Consider the following 14,929-nt stretch of genomic DNA (forward strand, 5'->3'; position numbering starts at 1 on the left):
CAGCCATTTGATTGACCACCTTCCGTTCTAATCTCTCCATCATTCATCCTCTCCTTCTTTCACATATACGTCTATTACTTTGTATTATACAGACTGAATTATCAAAATTTTGTCAAAAAAAGAAGATGGATCATATAAATCTTTCGACGGAATATCACAAAAAACGGCTCATAAAAACAAAAAACACCAATTTCATGACGAAATTGGTGTTTTTACGATGACCCGTACGGGATTCGAACCCGTGTTACCGCCGTGAAAGGGCGGTGTCTTAACCACTTGACCAACGGGCCATTATACAATTTGGTAGCGGCGGAGGGAATCGAACCCCCGACCTTACGGGTATGAACCGTACGCTCTAGCCAGCTGAGCTACGCCGCCATGCAACGACATTTGTTATGTTACTACGTTTCTTCAGCAAAGTCAATACTTTTTTACTGAAATTCAAACGAAAAAGCATCCACTCATGAAATGGATGCTTATATGAACTGCCTCATATCCGATTCGGCAGCAAGTTAACCGCGTCGAGCACCACGACCTCCTCGTTTGGATTCAGTATGGCGTTTAAGGGATGCTAAACGATCTTCACTTTCTTTTAAGAAACGGCTAATTTTCTGCTCAAAGCTTTCTTTTGAAGCGCGATCGTTTCCTTTATTGCGCGGACGTGAAGCTTGTTCTTTTGCCTTCTTAATCGACAAGCCAATTTTGCCATCCTTCTCAACATGAATGACACGAACCTCGACTACATCGCCTACTTTCAAATGTTCGTTAATGTCTTTCACATAGCTGTCAGCTACTTCGCTAATGTGTACTAAGCCTGTCGCGCCTTCCGGTAACTCAACAAACGCTCCGAATTTTGTAATGCCCGTTACTTTTCCCTGTAACTTGCTGCCTACTTCAATTGACATAAAAAAAGTGCTCCTCCTTAAAATCTGAAAAATCGTTTCTTTCATTATACATAATGAAAAAAACAAGTGTCAATAAGCCGTGTGCCCATCTGTCAATCATCAGGAGTGATAAAAATAATTTCCCCTTCTTTCGACAAAAAATATTGTTTTCGAGCCAATTCGGCAATATATTGATCGTCATTTAATTTTTTGATCTCTTCTTGTAATCTTTTTTCATCTTTTTGCAACGTGCTTAACTTTTCTTCCAACTGCTCTTTCGTTTTTATTTGTTTATCAATCGTTGAAGATTGTGCCATCATGAGATACAAAAACAGCGAAGAAGCGGCTAACGCCACTGTTGCCAGCATGCTAAAACGAATAAAAATTTTTTTGCGACGACGCGCCTTTTTATGCTCTTGCTTCTCTTGTTGAATGACGTAAGACGTTTGTATTTTTTGTACTCTGTTTCTTTGTGGGGCGCCCATGTTCTTCACCGCTCCTTCTTCGTTACACTTTCTTTCTAAACATATTCGCTACCTTCATATAAAACCCTTTTCCAACATGAAAGAAATGACCAATAGCCGCTTGAAATCGCAAGGGAGTTTTTTTCCAAACGAAATGTCCAAGCGACATAAACGGTTGCAATATGAAGAGTACACATACATATATTGCTTTATATAAAATTTTACCAATAGATAAAATGAAATGACAAGTAGTGAACAATAAAAAAACGAAAAAACGGTAAAGAAGTCGAAGCGGAAATATGATGACATAATAAAATAAACGCACGAATAAGCGATATAACGACACAATGATGCGAATGATCCACTGCAACAAACGAACGTACACATGTTGAAACAACGCTCGGTAAGTAGCATACCCACATAAAATAGCTAAAAAAATGTAGAAACGAATTTCCCCGTTATTAACGAGCAACAACGTATAAAAAGCATATAACGCCTGCACAACCCAAAAAAGAATGTCCGCAATCCAAACAATTAACCGATGACGTTTAGAACGGTCAAATATATGAGCGTACGTATCAAAACATGCCCCGATGACGACCCCTGTTCCGATCATCGCAAGCAAAGTTGTAAATTGTATGTGCAAGCTCATTTAAACAACTTGCTAAAGAATCCTTTAGCTTTCTCCGTATGATGTTCATCTAAATAAACGATTTCAAAAATTTTCCCTTTAATTGAAACAATCCCTTTATCTACATCTAAGTTTTTCATTTGTAAGTTTTGACCTTTAACAGATAAAAAACCCATCACTGTTTCTAACAAAAACTCTTCATTATCAAAACTCTCTACTTGCTTTACACCTGTAATTTCTAACGTACGCCGACCGCGCATAACAATGTCATGCTCTTGAATCGGCCCTTTATTTCCTACATGTTGCGTCATCATCGTCTCCCCCTCACAACCATTATTTGTACAAGTGTATGAGGGGGGAAAACGGTTTAGAACAAGCTATTCAACGCGTTCTTCTTTTACAATCTCATATAATGCGCTCGCTTCTTCTTTTTTTGCATGATCTTGTAACCCAATAACCTTAGCTGTTACGTGTTTTTGCCCAAACTGAATTGTAATTTCATCACCGATTTTGACCGTTGAGCTCGCTTTCGCTTGTTGACCATTAATCAATACACGCCCTTGATCAGCCACTTCTTTCGCTAACGTTCTTCTTTTAATAAGCCGAGAAACTTTTAAAAACTTATCGAGCCGCATATTTTATAGCCCCTCCCTTTTTGCTTCTTCCCATATGTCATCTAGTTGTTTTAATGAGTATGCTTGCCATTCTCCCCCTTGCTGCTTTACTTTCTGTTCGATGTATTGGAAACGACGATAAAACTTTTCGTTCGCCATTGCTAACGCCTCTTCAGGATTAATTTTATAATATCGACATACATTAATGAGCGCAAATAGTAAATCACCAAATTCGGATTTTAACTTTTCTTCATCCATGCGATCTGCTTCTTCCTTTACTTCATTCATTTCTTCTTCAACTTTATGCCACATGGACTGTACTTCCGACCAGTCAAATCCGACTTCCGCTGCTTTTTTTTGATACTCGTATGCACGCAACGTACTTGGCAACGCTTTAGCAACATCATCAAGCAAAGAATCGAATACCTTTTCTTTTTCCTCTTGTTTTATCGCTTGCCAATTGCGCACAACCTCTTCAGCATGATCAACATGAACGTCCCCAAATACGTGAGGATGACGGCGTACCATTTTTTCTGTAATGGCTCGAATCACATCATCAATGGAAAGCATTCCTTCATCTTCGCCAATTTGAGCGTGGAGCATCACTTGCAATAGGACGTCCCCAAGCTCCTCAATCATATTTTCATCATCTTGCCGATCAATCGCATCAAGAAGCTCGTATGTCTCTTCTAGCAAGTATTTTTTTAGCGATTCATGCGTTTGTTTCCGATCCCAAGGACAACCATTTGGTCCGCGCAACGTCGCGATTACACGTCGCAAAGTAGTAAAATCGTGATACAGCAGTTCATCGTGTTCTACCTTTGGTACATAAACGCTCGTTAAATTGCTAACCGTCGTCGCTCGATCAAGCTCATATAGCGCAACCTTTTCGACGCGCTCTCGCTTACTTCCTGCCGCATCGACGATAAAAACCGGATAATCGTGCGGTAACTTTTCTAACAAAGCTAATTTGACATCAGACGCAATAAATGAGTCATATACTTGGCAAAAAACGATGTGGTTGCGCAATTGAATCTCATCCGGCTGAAATGAGGTCGCATCAATGAATTGAAAGCCCTCGATCGGATCAACACCAATGGCAGTAAATAGCGCATCGAGGAAGCTTTGTCCCCCTTCAATGCGGACAGAAATATCGCTCTGTTTCTCCATCAACAACTTGACTGTGCGCTCCGCAACGAGTGGGTGCCCAGGTACAGCATATACAACATCCCCTTTTTTCGCCTCCTCGCACAAATCTTTCACAATGTGTTCGTACACTTGTTCAAATTGGTCGTATGTTTCATATACATCATCAAATGACTGAGCATGTATTCCTTCCGTCTCTAACTGTGCGACAACAGGATGATCTTTCGTTCGTAAAAAAAGGCGTTTCGCTTGTTTTAATGTACGATACACACCAACTGGAAGCTGATCTATATCTCCTGCCCCGAGACCGACAATTGTGATTGTTCCCATGACTATCCAGCCTTTCTTTGTTTAATATGAGTGAAATAACGTCCAAACGGAAGAGCGAACAATTCTTTTTTGGTAAAAATCCCTTTTTTAACAATCATTATAATATAAACAAACGCTCCAATAAAAACGCCACCTATCGCTTGAAGCGACGAAAATAGACGTTCGTGATGAACAGACAACTCGTTCGTTAACATAACGTAACCAATGACAATCATAGCCATCACAACAGCAGCTTGCATCGTTTTCATGACTGTAATGATTGAAAGCAAAGGGCGTTCCATTCGTTTCTGTACATAAAAAAGAGCAATAATAAACATGATGGCATATGCGGCACATGTGGCTATTGCTGCCCCTACCGTATGCCATGACGGAACGAACCATATGTTGAACACCCATTTTAACATCATACCGATACATACAATAAAGAGCGGACGAAACACATCCCCAAGCCCTTGCAAAATAGCGATAAATGTTAGTGTGAGGGAAGTAAACAGAATAGAAATAGCTAAAATGGTCAGCTCCATTGCACCCGCATGATCTTTAAATAACATCGTATTTGCTTGTTTTAATATGCAAACTAAACCGACAACCGCCCCTAATCCAATAACAAACGCTAAGCGAGCAGCGGTATATACGCCTTCGCGATGCGCTTGCCTTTGCGATAACATAGGCACAAGTGCTAATGAAAAAGAAGTAGCTGCTACCGTTCCGAGTTGAATAAACGGTTGTCCCCGATCATAAATGCCTTTTGCTGTTTTCGCGAACTCACCTAATCCTGCTTGTTGCAATAAAGGTAAAAGGGTCAATGAATCAACGAGCTGCATCAAAACGAGCACCATATTAGCTAAACAAATCGTCACCCCATGGATCGCTAAAAATAAAAATACTTTTCTTTTTTCTTGTTTTGGCAAACGTATCGATGCACGAATGTTCATCTGTTTTCGCAACATATACGCGGCAAGCACGACAAGCGCAGCAAAACTTCCGATCAGTGAACCAAACATCGCACCTGCTCCTGCATCATAAACGGTAAATCCATAATGAAGCAAAAGGAAAGATAGGAACAAAATAGCCCCCACCCGTATTAGTTGCTCAACAACTTGTGAAACAGCGGTTGGAACCATCTCCCCCCTTCCTTGAAAATAGCCACGACAAACAGAAGTGAATGGGAGGAGCAAAAAAGCAAATGAAATGGCCCGAATAAGCGCAACTAACTGAGCATCTCCCATGATCGTCGCAAGAAACGAAGCGCCGAAATAAAGAATAGAAAACATAACCATGCCGATGAATGATAAAAAGTAAAAAGAAAAACGAACGATAGCCACCTCATATACTGATTGTTTATTTTTAGCAATCAGCTTTGAAATCGCAACAGGATAGCCGTATGTAGATAAAGCGAGAAAAATGCCATAAAACGGGTAAACCTGTTGATAAATATAAAATCCCATATCGCCCGCGATGTTTTGATACGGAATACGATAAAAGGCGCTCAATACTTTTGTGAATAAAGCGACGAGCGTCAATATGAACGCCCCTTGCAACCAATCTTTTCTCTCCATAACGTTTCACCTTTTCAATTACATATGACATCAAAAAAAGGTAGCGAAATGCTACCTTTTATTGTTCCATTTGACGAGCAAGGAAGCTCGCCGCTGTTTCCGCTGCTTTATGCTCCACTTCGCTGATCGTTTTATCTTTTGAGAAAATGACGACCGCCCCGATTGGATCTCCTCCCGCAATAATTGGCGCGATTACGTATGACTGCATATGCTCTTCATGCCCTTGCGCAAATGATACGCTCGTTTCTTCTGTGTGCAAAACGGATTGACGATCTTCCATCACTTTTTCAACAAGTTCGCTTACGCTTTTATTTAAATATTCTTTTTTCGATCCGCCTGCCACCGCAATAAAAACGTCGCGATCGCAAATAAGCACGGGTTGTCCTAGACTATCAAAAAGCGCTTCCGCATATTCTTTTGCAAAGTCACCTAATTCGCTAATTGGAGAATATTTTTTCAAAATGACTTCGCCATCACGGTCAACAAATATTTCAAGTGGGTCTCCTTCGCGAATGCGAAGTGTTCTGCGAATTTCTTTCGGAATAACTACTCGTCCTAAATCATCGATTCGTCGAACAATACCTGTTGCTTTCATCTATCGATGCCTCGCTTTCATTTAGTTATTAAAAATGGCACTGGTGAAACAGTTGAATAATTCACCATTGTTGTGATTAGTATCCGTCACACATGTAGTTATATACACAATGAAGGGGGATTTTTTTTAAAAAGTGAAAATCCCCCATCTTCATCATTGCCACTTATTCATAAACAATAAACATGATACAATCAATTATTTTTTAGCATATTTTAACCCTTTTAGCAACTCATAAATAATCATTAACCATTGTTGTGGTTTCATTCCCTTCGCATGAACGACAATTTTAAATCGATCTCCGTCCATACCGAAGCCGACATCCCTGCCGTATGGCTCACCAAGCTTAAACAATTGACTCACATCAATTTGCTTCGTCGTTTCTTGAGAGAACAAAATAGTAATATCTTGCTTCGTCTGCTTAATGGATTGAATGAGATGTTGCTTTGCATATATTTTGATTTCTGCAATTTGGAATAAATAAGCAACTTCATCCGGATACTCACCGAAACGATCTACCATTTCCTCTCGCAACTGTTCAACGTCCTCAAACGTCTCGAGTGCACGGAACCGTTTATACATCTCAATTTTTTGTTGTTCATTTGAAATATAACGTTCCGGGATGTACGCATCAACTTCTAGATCGATTTCTACTTCAAACGGCTTTTCCTCTTTCGTTCCTTTTCGTTCTTCAATGGCTTCTTTCAACATTTGCGAGTAAAGCTCAAAACCGACAGAATCAATAAATCCATGTTGCTGTGCTCCTAATAAGTTTCCGGCACCTCGAATAGACAAATCGCGCATCGCAATTTTAAAACCAGATCCAAGCTCTGTAAACTCTTTAATCGCTTGCAACCGTTTTTCAGCAATTTCATTCAACACTTTATCTTTTCGATACGTGAAGTACGCATACGCAATACGATTGGAGCGCCCCACGCGCCCACGCAATTGATATAGTTGCGAAAGGCCCATTTTATCGGCATCATAAACAATTAACGTATTCACATTTGGGATATCGACCCCAGTTTCAATAATAGTTGTGCTTACTAACACATCGTATTGCCCTTCTAAAAATGCCAACATCACTGCTTCAAGCTCATTTTCTGACATTCTCCCGTGCGCGTACGTTACGCGAGCATCGGGCACGAGCGTTGAAATTTCCTCTGCTTTCCGATCAATGTCTTCAATGCGGTTATAAAGAAAAAACACTTGCCCTCCTCGCGCCATCTCGCGCTCAATCGCTTCTCGGACGATCATTGGACTATATTCCATCACATACGTTTGCACAGGGAAACGATTTTCCGGAGGCGTTTCGATCACGGACAGAGCACGGACACCGATGAGCGACATGTGCAACGTGCGCGGAATCGGTGTAGCGGTTAATGTCAATACATCGATATTTGTTTTTAGCTGTTTTATTTTTTCTTTATGGGCCACACCAAAGCGCTGTTCCTCATCAATGATTAATAAACCTAAATCTTTAAACGATACGTCTTTAGATAGCAGTCGATGTGTTCCGATCACCATATCGATCGTGCCGTTCTTCAAACCTTGGAGCGTCTCTGCTTGCTGCTTTTTCGTACGGAATCGACTCAATAAACCGACGTTGATCGGGTATCCTTGGAAACGTTCGCGAACCGTCTCGTAGTGTTGTTGGGCTAAAATTGTTGTTGGAACGAGAAATGCCACTTGTTTTCCATCCATTATTGCCTTGAACGCTGCACGCAAGGCAACTTCTGTTTTCCCATAGCCAACATCCCCACATAATAATCGGTCCATTGGCCGTTCGCTCTCCATATCGCGTTTGATTTCACGAATCGAACGAAGTTGATCTTCTGTTTCTTGATATGGAAATGCCGCTTCAAATTCTCGTTGCATTTCATTATCTGGCGAAAACGCATACCCCTTACTCGCTTCCCGCTCGGCATACAACTTCATTAAATCTTCAGCAATGTCTTGAACAGAGGACTCTACTTTCTTTTTTACTTTCTTCCACTCTGTTCCGCCCAATTTATAAATTTTCGGCTCCTTTCCTTCTGAGCCTACATACTTTTGGACAAGATCCATTTGATCGACAGGAACGTATAACGTATCATTCCCTTGATATTGAATATGGATGTAATCTTTATGAATTCCGTTAATTTCTAACGTTTCAATCCCTAAATATTTCCCAATTCCATGATTGACATGAACAACATAGTCGCCTACTTTTAAATCTGTATAACTTTTAATACGTTCGGCGTTTGACAGTTTTTGACGTCGAACGGGACGCTTCAGTCGCTTTTTGAATAGCTCCTCTTCTGTAATCACAGCAATTTTTTGCATCGGTAATTCAAATCCTGCTGTTAATCCAGATGGGACTATTTGACACTTTCCGTACAATAGCGCATCGTCTTTTCCAATTTGAACGGCATCAATCTCATAATCTTCTAACGTCTGTTTCAGTTTTTTCGCTCGTTCTTCATCACCCGCTAGCAAAACGACCGCATAATTTCCCTTTCGCCAACGTTCTACTTCCACTTTTAACAATTGCATTTGACTATAAAACACTTGCATTTGTTTACAAGATACATTAACAATGTTTTGCGGATGCGTATATGGAATATGACGTAAAAATAAAGATAAATAAATTGTCGATCTCCATCGGTTTTGTAACACTTCAGGAAATGAATGTGAAATTTTTATATGTTGTACAATTTTCCCTTCTTCTAATACATTCGTATACCATTCCGCCTCTTCTTGCTCGAGCTTTTCTGCTACTTCTTGAATGCGGCTCATTTCGTCAATGATGACAACGCCATGATCCGGGATGTAATCTAGTAAACTCGCAGACGAAGGGTAAAAGAGCGAGAAATACTTGTACATGTCTTCAATTAATTTTCCGTTTCTCAATTGCTCTAACTCGGACGAAACATGCTCGTATAACAAGTTTTTTGTTCTCTCATCCTGAATTTGCTGCAACGTATCGTCAAAATGCGATTGTAACTTTTGAACAGCTTCATCTATATGTTGTTGCTCGATGATTAACTCTGTTGCTGGTCCGATGGATACTTCGTCCATCTCAGCTACTGAACGTTGGTCGTCAACCGAAAACGTCCGAATCGATTCAATTTCAATATCAAATAACTCGATGCGATAAGGAAGCTCTGCAGTAAGTGGATAAATATCAATAATACCACCTCGGACGCTAAATTCACCCGGCGTCGAAACGACCGATACACGCTCATATCCCATAGCAACAAATTGTTTTAAACAACGCTCCACATCTATTTGTCCTCCGACGTGAAAATGGAGTTGATAACGTTGCCATACGTCTTTCGGCGGAAGTAGCCTGCGCAACGCTGCAACAGGAGCGATAACAATTCCTTTTTTACGTGCGCAAAAATAGTTTAATACTTCGAGACGTTGCGCACGCAATTCTGGGCTAGCTACAGCTAATTCAGCTGCAATGAGTTCATTAACAGGATAAAGAAACACTTCCTCCTCATCAACTAATTGAATAAGATCATCATATATTTTTTGCGCTTGAAATAAATTGTGCGTCACAATGCATAAAGGTCGTTCTGTATCCTCGTATAAAGAAGAAATAAAAACAGAACGTGCAGAGCCCGACAAGCCTGTTACAAGCTGTTCTTTCAAGCCGTTACGGATTCCCTCTGCAACCGATTGCATGTCCGCATGATTCATAAAATACTGTCGTAAGCCTCGCAAAAAACTCCCTCCTCCCCAAACATAAATACAAAAACGCTTTGGGAGCCCCAAAGCCAACTATTGAATAAACTTTTCATATTGATGAAGATCAGGATTTCGATCCAACGCTTCTTGGCAATCTTCGCAAATTGTCTTTACATGAACTTCTCCATTCGGAAGATATTGAATCATATCCAATCTTTCTTCTTCAGTTAAATGATGAAAGCCTAGTTGCTTACTTTCTAACCCGAGTGCATCAATCGCTCCGATTTTTATGCCACAATGTCGGCAGTAATAATGCAACGCCATATGTGTCCCTCCCAAATGGTTAGTCTAATCGAATACATTTTGAACCATTTAGTCGGGAATTATTCATTACTTATTGCATTCATTCATCACTTGAGCAAACGGAATTTGTAATGACCGTTCGCACGCATGAGCTGCTTTTTTAATTGCTTCGTCAATCCGTATCTTTTCTTCATCTGTAAATCGACCTAACACGTAGTCGCTCACTTTCATCCCGTTTTTCGGTCGATCAATACCGATACGAATACGCTTAAATTGTTCTGTTTTCAAATGTTGAATGAGCGATTTCATTCCATTATGTCCGCCAGCGCTTCCTTTCGGACGCAAGCGAACTGTACCTGTCGGCAAATCTAAGTCGTCATAAATGACGATAATCTCATCAACATCGATGTTATAATAGTCCATCAACGGCCGAACGCATTCGCCTGATAAGTTCATATATGTAAGCGGTTTGCACAATATGACTTTTTCACCTGAAACGATACCGCTCGCAAATATACCACGAAACTTCGTTTGATTGAACGTCAATCCCCAACGATGCGCAAGCTCATCAATGACCATAAAGCCTACATTATGCCTCGTTTGTTCATATTCTTTCCCTGGATTACCTAAACCAACAAACAATTTTGCCATTTCCCCTGCTCCTTATCTCCATACTGCAAAAGACGTAATCAATGATGGCTACGTCCGTCACGGCGTCGTTTCACGTCCTTCTTCCGATTCCGGCTTTCCTAGCTCTTGCTCCTCGCCGCTATGAATTTCTTCCTCTTGCTTCGGTGGCAAGATTGATGCGATCACTTCTGTCGGATCGTGATTCACTTCATAAGCACCGTTCGTTTGTATGTGTGAAATAGTAAGAACATCGCCTACTTGTAAGTTCGTTATATCTATATCAATCGATGAAGGGATATTTGTCGGCAACGCCCGAATAGATAGTTGGTGCATCGCTTGTTGCAACACCCCTCCATCTTTCACGCCAACTGCCTCACCAACTAAATGAATAGGAACGGAAACATCAATTTTCGTCTTTGCATCAACAGCTAAAAAGTCGATATGAATGATATCGTGACGAATCGGATGCTTTTGCATATCGCGAACGATGACGCGAATATGATCATCATTCACTTGAACATCTAACAGTCCCGTCCCACCGGTAGCGCGCCATTGCTTCGAAAACTCGGCCGCATCAACAAAAACAGGTTGGCTATTCGTCTTTTTTCCATACACGATGGCTGGAATACGACCTTGTTTTCGCATTTGCTTTACATAAGAGCGTCGATGGTCTGTACGCAATTGGAGCTGTAACAATGAAATCACCTTCCTATTTTAGAATCGCTCATAGCTTCCCCTAAAATAGGAAGGTCTAAACGTCATTAATCGAACAACGCGCTAATCGATTGTTCTTCGTGTACGCGAATAATAGCCTCACCGATTAATGGGGCAACGGATAGCTCCACAATTTTATTCGTTTTCTTTTCTTCAGGAATAGCAATTGTATTCGTTACGACGAGCTCTTTAATTTTTGAGTTTTGAATGCGTTCAATGGCTGGACCTGATAAAACTGGGTGCGTACAACATGCATATACTTCTTTTGCCCCATGCTCAGCTAGCGCATTAGCTGCTAAAGTAATCGTTCCAGCTGTATCAATAATATCGTCGATTAAAATGGTCGTCTTTCCTTGTACATTACCGATAATGTTCATCACTTCTGCTACATTTGGCTTTGGACGACGCTTATCGATAATCGCAATCGGCGCTTTCAGACGATCTGCCATTTTTCGGGCACGAGTTACACCACCATGGTCTGGGGAAACAATGACAATATCATCAAGCTGCTTGTCTTTAAAGTAATCTGCTAAAATTGGCACACCCATTAAATGGTCAATCGGAATGTCAAAAAACCCTTGAATTTGTGGCGCGTGTAAGTCGAGCGTAATGACGCGGGAGGCGCCAGCTGTCTCTAACAAATTAGCGACTAATTTTGCGGTAATCGGCTCACGGGAGCGCGCTTTACGATCTTGACGAGCATATCCGTAATACGGCATAACAATATTAATTGTTTTAGCAGATGCTCGCTTTAATGCATCAATCATAATGAGTAATTCCATTAAATGTTCATTAACAGGTGCGCTAGTTGATTGAATGACGTACACATCGCAACCACGAATGCTCTCTTCAATATTGATTTGAATTTCCCCATCACTAAAACGAGAAACGGAGCACTTTCCTAATTCAACACCAATCACTTTTGCAATTTCTTGAGCTAAGAACGGGTTAGAATTTAATGAAAATAATTTTAAATTGGAATTCAAATACTGAGACATGGGTAAGTAAACCTCCATTAGGATTTTTTCTTCGCTTGCAGACGTTCAACATAATTTTCTTTATTGATTTGCCGAGCGCGAGCGATAGCTAAAGCTTCATTAGGCACATCATCAGTGATCGTTGAGCCAGCCGCCACATATGCTCCGCTTCCCACAACAACAGGGGCAATTAAGTTCGAGTTGCAACCGATAAATGCGCCATCTTCAATTTTTGTCACGTATTTATTTACACCGTCATAATTGACTGTAATCGTGCCGCAACCGATATTGACATCGTCCCCTACCTCGGCATCTCCGATATAGCTTAAGTGCGATGCTTTACTTCCGTTTCCAAACGTCGTCTTTTTAATTTCTACGAAGTTTCCAATTCTCACATCGTCTCCAATTTTACATAGTGGGCGAATATGCGCAAATGGACCGATCGTTACATCTTTTCCTACTTCGCTATCGTGTACAACAGAATGACGAACCGACGTACGATCGCCAATATAGCTGTTTTTAATTTCGCTGTTTGGTCCAATGATACAATCTTCACCGATTACCGTACGACCTTCAATCGATGTGCCAGGATAAATAATCGTATCCTGTCCAATTTGTACATCAGGTGCTATATACGTATGCTCGGGATCAATGATTGTCACACCATTTGCCATATGTTTACGTTGAATACGCATACGCATGATTTTTTCTGCTTGCGCAAGCGCGATTCGGTCGTTAACGCCTAACGTCTCTTCAAACATCGGTGTTTCGTAAGCTGAAATGATCTCACCTTGTTTTTTCAAAATTTCGATGACGTCTGGCAAATAATACTCCCCTTGCGCATTATCGTTTGACACTTGCGTAAGCGCTTCGAATAATGCACGATTATCAAAACAATACGTTCCTGTATTAATTTCTCTGATCATTCGCTCTTCATCTGTCGCATCTTTATGTTCGACAATTTTTTCAACATGTCCATGCTCATTGCGGACGATACGTCCATATCCCGTTGGATCTTCTGTAAGGGCGGTTAAAATTGTTGCTTTTGCTTTCGTTTGTAAATGATGTTGTAAAAGCGCTTCCATCGTTTCTGAGGTGATCAGTGGCGTATCTCCGCAAACGACGAGAGTGACACCATCTTTATCAGCTAAATGAGGTGCTGCTTGCATGACGGCGTGCGCCGTGCCAAGCTGTTGTTCTTGAATAACGTATTCGCTTTGGTTCCCAAGTTGCTCTTTCACCCGTTCTGCCCCAAAACCAACAACCGTAATTAATCGATCGACATGCAATGTAGAAATTGCATCAACCACATGTTGTACCATCGGCTTTCCACAGACAGGGTGCAACACTTTATACAGCTTTGAACGCATACGCGTTCCTTGTCCAGCTGCCAAAATGATCGCATATCGTTTCATCGCAAGGCCTCCATACCTCTCTTTATCCATATTGAATATATATCAATTATGTATGTATTTCAAGGAAACATTGTCATATGCCAAAAAAATTCATCATATATTCTTTCTTAATGGGGTAAACAGATTTTTCCATATGAAAAGGACCCTCTTTTACGAAAGGGTCCTCTTCTTATTTTTACGAAGCACCTGCTTCTTCAAGCTCTTTTTCCAACTCACCGGCACGGTGATATTCAGCTAAAACAGCTTCTTGAATTTTCCCGCGGGTTGTTGAGTTAATTGGATGAGCGATGTCACGGAATTCCCCGTCAGGAGTACGCTTGCTTGGCATAGCGACAAACAAGCCGTTATTGCCTTCAATAACTCGGATATCATGAACAACAAATTCATGATCCAACGTAATTGAGGCAATCGCTCTCATACGTCCTTCGGTATTCACGCGGCGTAATCTCACGTCAGTTACTTCCATTCTGTTCACCACCTTTTCCCTATATAAGAACTTAAGTGAATTTATTCCACATTATTTTTCATTTTCCTGCTAACATTAAAAAATTTTTTTACGATTGTTTGACAAGTGCAACGACTTCAATTTCAATTAACGCATCTTTTGGCAAGCGAGCGATTTCAACGGCTGAACGCGCTGGCTTATGATCGGCAAAATATTGACCATATACTTCATTCATTGCCGCGAAATCGTTCATGTCTTTTAAAAATACTGTCGTTTTTACGACTGTCTCTAAAGACGCTCCCGCCGCTTCAAGTACCGCTTTCAAGTTTTTGAATACTTGATGCGTTTGCGCTTGAATGTCCCCTTGCACCATTTCTCCTTCTGGCGTTAAAGCAATTTGGCCAGAACTGTAAAACATGTTGTTCACAATAATACCTTGAGAGTACGGTCCAATCGCTTGTGGGGCTTCGTTTGTGTGTACAACTTTCATAGCTCTTCCTCCTCGTATAGTATGTTTAGAAAGATTTTTAAATCGAATTTCCAGTTCGAT

General features: G+C 40.8%; 16 protein-coding genes and 2 tRNA genes. All 18 read right to left on the reverse strand.

The window, feature by feature from the left end:
* Nucleotides 1–218: 218 nt before the first annotated feature.
* Nucleotides 219–290, reverse strand: a tRNA-Glu gene (locus V7Z64_RS06985).
* Nucleotides 291–301: 11 nt separating this feature from the next.
* A tRNA-Met gene (locus tag V7Z64_RS06990) sits at nt 302–378 on the reverse strand.
* 134 nt (nt 379–512) lie between these two features.
* Complete coding sequence (locus V7Z64_RS06995; RefSeq protein ID WP_003398226.1) at nt 513–905, reverse strand: S1 domain-containing RNA-binding protein; 393 nt, start codon at nt 903–905, stop codon at nt 513–515.
* Nucleotides 906–997: 92 nt separating this feature from the next.
* Nucleotides 998–1,369: an FtsB family cell division protein gene (locus V7Z64_RS07000; RefSeq protein WP_003398225.1), complete on the reverse strand. Its 372-nt coding sequence runs from the start codon at nt 1,367–1,369 to the stop codon at nt 998–1,000.
* Nucleotides 1,370–1,391: 22 nt separating this feature from the next.
* Nucleotides 1,392–2,000: a spore cortex biosynthesis protein YabQ gene (gene yabQ / locus V7Z64_RS07005; RefSeq protein WP_297989888.1), complete on the reverse strand. Its 609-nt coding sequence runs from the start codon at nt 1,998–2,000 to the stop codon at nt 1,392–1,394.
* A complete protein-coding gene (gene yabP / locus V7Z64_RS07010; RefSeq protein WP_003398222.1) occupies nt 1,997–2,290 on the reverse strand; it encodes a sporulation protein YabP in 294 nt (97 codons plus the stop codon). The genes yabQ and yabP overlap by 4 nt, the downstream gene beginning before the upstream one ends.
* A gap of 66 nt (nt 2,291–2,356) precedes the next feature.
* Complete coding sequence (locus V7Z64_RS07015) at nt 2,357–2,614, reverse strand: RNA-binding S4 domain-containing protein (RefSeq protein ID WP_003398221.1); 258 nt, start codon at nt 2,612–2,614, stop codon at nt 2,357–2,359.
* Between the two features lie 3 nt (nt 2,615–2,617).
* Nucleotides 2,618–4,069 (reverse strand): nucleoside triphosphate pyrophosphohydrolase, encoded by a 1,452-nt coding sequence (gene mazG, locus V7Z64_RS07020; protein ID WP_297989893.1) that lies wholly within the window; start codon nt 4,067–4,069, stop codon nt 2,618–2,620.
* Between the two features lie 2 nt (nt 4,070–4,071).
* Nucleotides 4,072–5,628, reverse strand: coding sequence for a putative polysaccharide biosynthesis protein (locus V7Z64_RS07025; RefSeq protein ID WP_297989895.1), 1,557 nt, complete (start codon nt 5,626–5,628; stop codon nt 4,072–4,074).
* A gap of 58 nt (nt 5,629–5,686) precedes the next feature.
* Nucleotides 5,687–6,223, reverse strand: a complete 537-nt coding sequence (gene spoVT, locus V7Z64_RS07030) for a stage V sporulation protein T (RefSeq protein ID WP_003398218.1) — start codon at nt 6,221–6,223, stop codon at nt 5,687–5,689.
* A gap of 195 nt (nt 6,224–6,418) precedes the next feature.
* On the reverse strand, nt 6,419–9,931 hold the full coding sequence (gene mfd / locus V7Z64_RS07035; protein ID WP_297989898.1) for a transcription-repair coupling factor: 3,513 nt from the start codon (nt 9,929–9,931) through the stop codon (nt 6,419–6,421).
* A 57-nt stretch (nt 9,932–9,988) separates the two neighbouring features.
* Nucleotides 9,989–10,219, reverse strand: a complete 231-nt coding sequence (locus V7Z64_RS07040) for an anti-sigma-F factor Fin family protein (protein ID WP_003398215.1) — start codon at nt 10,217–10,219, stop codon at nt 9,989–9,991.
* Nucleotides 10,220–10,285: 66 nt separating this feature from the next.
* Entirely contained in the window at nt 10,286–10,849 is a 564-nt protein-coding gene (pth, locus tag V7Z64_RS07045; RefSeq protein WP_003398214.1) for an aminoacyl-tRNA hydrolase, read from the reverse strand.
* 57 nt (nt 10,850–10,906) lie between these two features.
* Nucleotides 10,907–11,533 (reverse strand): 50S ribosomal protein L25/general stress protein Ctc, encoded by a 627-nt coding sequence (locus tag V7Z64_RS07050; RefSeq protein ID WP_297989904.1) that lies wholly within the window; start codon nt 11,531–11,533, stop codon nt 10,907–10,909.
* A 56-nt stretch (nt 11,534–11,589) separates the two neighbouring features.
* On the reverse strand, nt 11,590–12,540 hold the full coding sequence (locus V7Z64_RS07055; RefSeq protein ID WP_003398212.1) for a ribose-phosphate diphosphokinase: 951 nt from the start codon (nt 12,538–12,540) through the stop codon (nt 11,590–11,592).
* Nucleotides 12,541–12,557: 17 nt separating this feature from the next.
* Nucleotides 12,558–13,934, reverse strand: a complete 1,377-nt coding sequence (gene glmU, locus V7Z64_RS07060; RefSeq protein WP_297989907.1) for a bifunctional UDP-N-acetylglucosamine diphosphorylase/glucosamine-1-phosphate N-acetyltransferase GlmU — start codon at nt 13,932–13,934, stop codon at nt 12,558–12,560.
* A gap of 175 nt (nt 13,935–14,109) precedes the next feature.
* On the reverse strand, nt 14,110–14,400 hold the full coding sequence (gene spoVG / locus V7Z64_RS07065) for a septation regulator SpoVG (RefSeq protein WP_003398210.1): 291 nt from the start codon (nt 14,398–14,400) through the stop codon (nt 14,110–14,112).
* A gap of 88 nt (nt 14,401–14,488) precedes the next feature.
* A complete protein-coding gene (locus V7Z64_RS07070) occupies nt 14,489–14,869 on the reverse strand; it encodes a RidA family protein (protein WP_297989913.1) in 381 nt (126 codons plus the stop codon).
* Nucleotides 14,870–14,929: the final 60 nt, after the last annotated feature.

Origin of the sequence: Anoxybacillus sp. (assembly GCF_036834105.1) — a bacterium.
Classification (GTDB): domain Bacteria; phylum Bacillota; class Bacilli; order Bacillales; family Anoxybacillaceae; genus Anoxybacillus.

Coding starts and splice junctions, on each gene's coding strand:
- glmU (WP_297989907.1), bottom strand. CDS start 13,934: ATGAAACGATATGCGATCATTTTGGCAGCTGGACAAGGAACGCGTATG.
- yabQ (WP_297989888.1), bottom strand. CDS start 2,000: ATGAGCTTGCACATACAATTTACAACTTTGCTTGCGATGATCGGAACA.
- V7Z64_RS06995 (WP_003398226.1), bottom strand. CDS start 905: ATGTCAATTGAAGTAGGCAGCAAGTTACAGGGAAAAGTAACGGGCATT.
- V7Z64_RS07025 (WP_297989895.1), bottom strand. CDS start 5,628: ATGGAGAGAAAAGATTGGTTGCAAGGGGCGTTCATATTGACGCTCGTC.
- mazG (WP_297989893.1), bottom strand. CDS start 4,069: ATGGGAACAATCACAATTGTCGGTCTCGGGGCAGGAGATATAGATCAG.
- V7Z64_RS07000 (WP_003398225.1), bottom strand. CDS start 1,369: ATGGGCGCCCCACAAAGAAACAGAGTACAAAAAATACAAACGTCTTAC.
- V7Z64_RS07015 (WP_003398221.1), bottom strand. CDS start 2,614: ATGCGGCTCGATAAGTTTTTAAAAGTTTCTCGGCTTATTAAAAGAAGA.
- spoVG (WP_003398210.1), bottom strand. CDS start 14,400: ATGGAAGTAACTGACGTGAGATTACGCCGCGTGAATACCGAAGGACGT.
- spoVT (WP_003398218.1), bottom strand. CDS start 6,223: ATGAAAGCAACAGGTATTGTTCGACGAATCGATGATTTAGGACGAGTA.
- pth (WP_003398214.1), bottom strand. CDS start 10,849: ATGGCAAAATTGTTTGTTGGTTTAGGTAATCCAGGGAAAGAATATGAA.
- V7Z64_RS07055 (WP_003398212.1), bottom strand. CDS start 12,540: ATGTCTCAGTATTTGAATTCCAATTTAAAATTATTTTCATTAAATTCT.
- V7Z64_RS07040 (WP_003398215.1), bottom strand. CDS start 10,219: ATGGCGTTGCATTATTACTGCCGACATTGTGGCATAAAAATCGGAGCG.
- yabP (WP_003398222.1), bottom strand. CDS start 2,290: ATGACGCAACATGTAGGAAATAAAGGGCCGATTCAAGAGCATGACATT.
- V7Z64_RS07070 (WP_297989913.1), bottom strand. CDS start 14,869: ATGAAAGTTGTACACACAAACGAAGCCCCACAAGCGATTGGACCGTAC.